Genomic DNA, 1,109 nt, shown 5'->3' with positions numbered 1-1,109 from the left:
AGGGATTAAATTATAAAACTCACCTATTTTAGAATAAAACATTGTATCGGAAATAGACTTATTACTAAGCAAGTTAATATCTCGATTTGTTGTATTTGTAATATCTAAAGGTAAAACATACGTCACTACTTCACGGTCTTCATAGGGATCATAAACTTTTGTAGGATCAAGAGGATTGAGTGCATGAAACGTAACTCCTTGCCCATCTTCAAAAGTTCTATTAGATAAAAACTCATCTTTTACCACTTTATAAGATTCATTATTAAGATTTAATGTTTTAAATCTTAATAAACTAGCAAATATACATAGCAACAGACACAATCCAATACTTATTAAGATATGTTTTCTCGTCACTCTTAATCTACCAACTTTCCATTATTAACATGTACAATACGATCTACCATTTCATTATCTAGAACATGCACATCATGACTGGCTACAACAATAGTCGTTCCCTTGGCTTTTTCTACTTTCAAAATATCTAAAACATCTTTTATCCCATCACTATCTAAAGCATTAGTTGGCTCGTCTAATAACAGTAATTTGGGTTGTTCCATTAAAGCTTGCGCTATCCCTAAACGTTGTTTCATACCTAAAGAGTATCTTTTATACTTTCTCTTATCTGTTTTATCAAGTCCAACCCTTTGAATAATATTATAAATCTCCTCATCGGAGATTTTATTGTTAATCGATGATAAAAATTTCAAATTCTGAAAACCAGTATACCCTGGAATAAAACTTGGATATTCAATCAATATTCCCATAGAATCAGGAAATTGCTTTTGTTTTCCAATTATTTCATTATCTATATAAACAACTCCAGAATTCAAGCGCATTAACCCTGATATAGCGCGTAAAATCATCGTTTTACCAGAGCCATTATGCCCCTTCAAAACTAAAAATTCGCCTTTTTTTACTGACAAACTAATATTATCTAACACAATATTTCCTTTTAATCTTTTCGTCATACATTCACATTTAATATAATTGTCCATAAATTATTCACCTATCACATCTAGTTTTTTAAAACAAAAACTACCTAATAAAATCATTACAACAACAATTACTACTCCTATTAAAAGTAAATCATTATATTGAATAGATTGATT

General features: G+C 29.3%; 1 protein-coding gene and 1 pseudogene. Both read right to left on the bottom strand.

Annotation, left to right across the window (positions count from 1 at the left end; genetic code table 11):
* A pseudogene (locus ACQGSG_RS29115) lies at nucleotides 1–315 on the bottom strand (hypothetical protein); the annotation flags it as partial.
* Nucleotides 316–356: 41 nt separating this feature from the next.
* Complete coding sequence (locus ACQGSG_RS29110) at nucleotides 357–995, bottom strand: ATP-binding cassette domain-containing protein (RefSeq protein ID WP_000371027.1); 639 nt, start codon at nucleotides 993–995, stop codon at nucleotides 357–359.
* Nucleotides 996–1,109: the final 114 nt, after the last annotated feature.

The sequence above is a fragment of the Bacillus sp. GMa5/1 genome, assembly GCF_050172015.1.
Lineage (GTDB): Bacteria > Bacillota > Bacilli > Bacillales > Bacillaceae_G > Bacillus_A > Bacillus_A cereus.
This window is presented reverse-complemented; position numbering and strand designations above follow the sequence as displayed.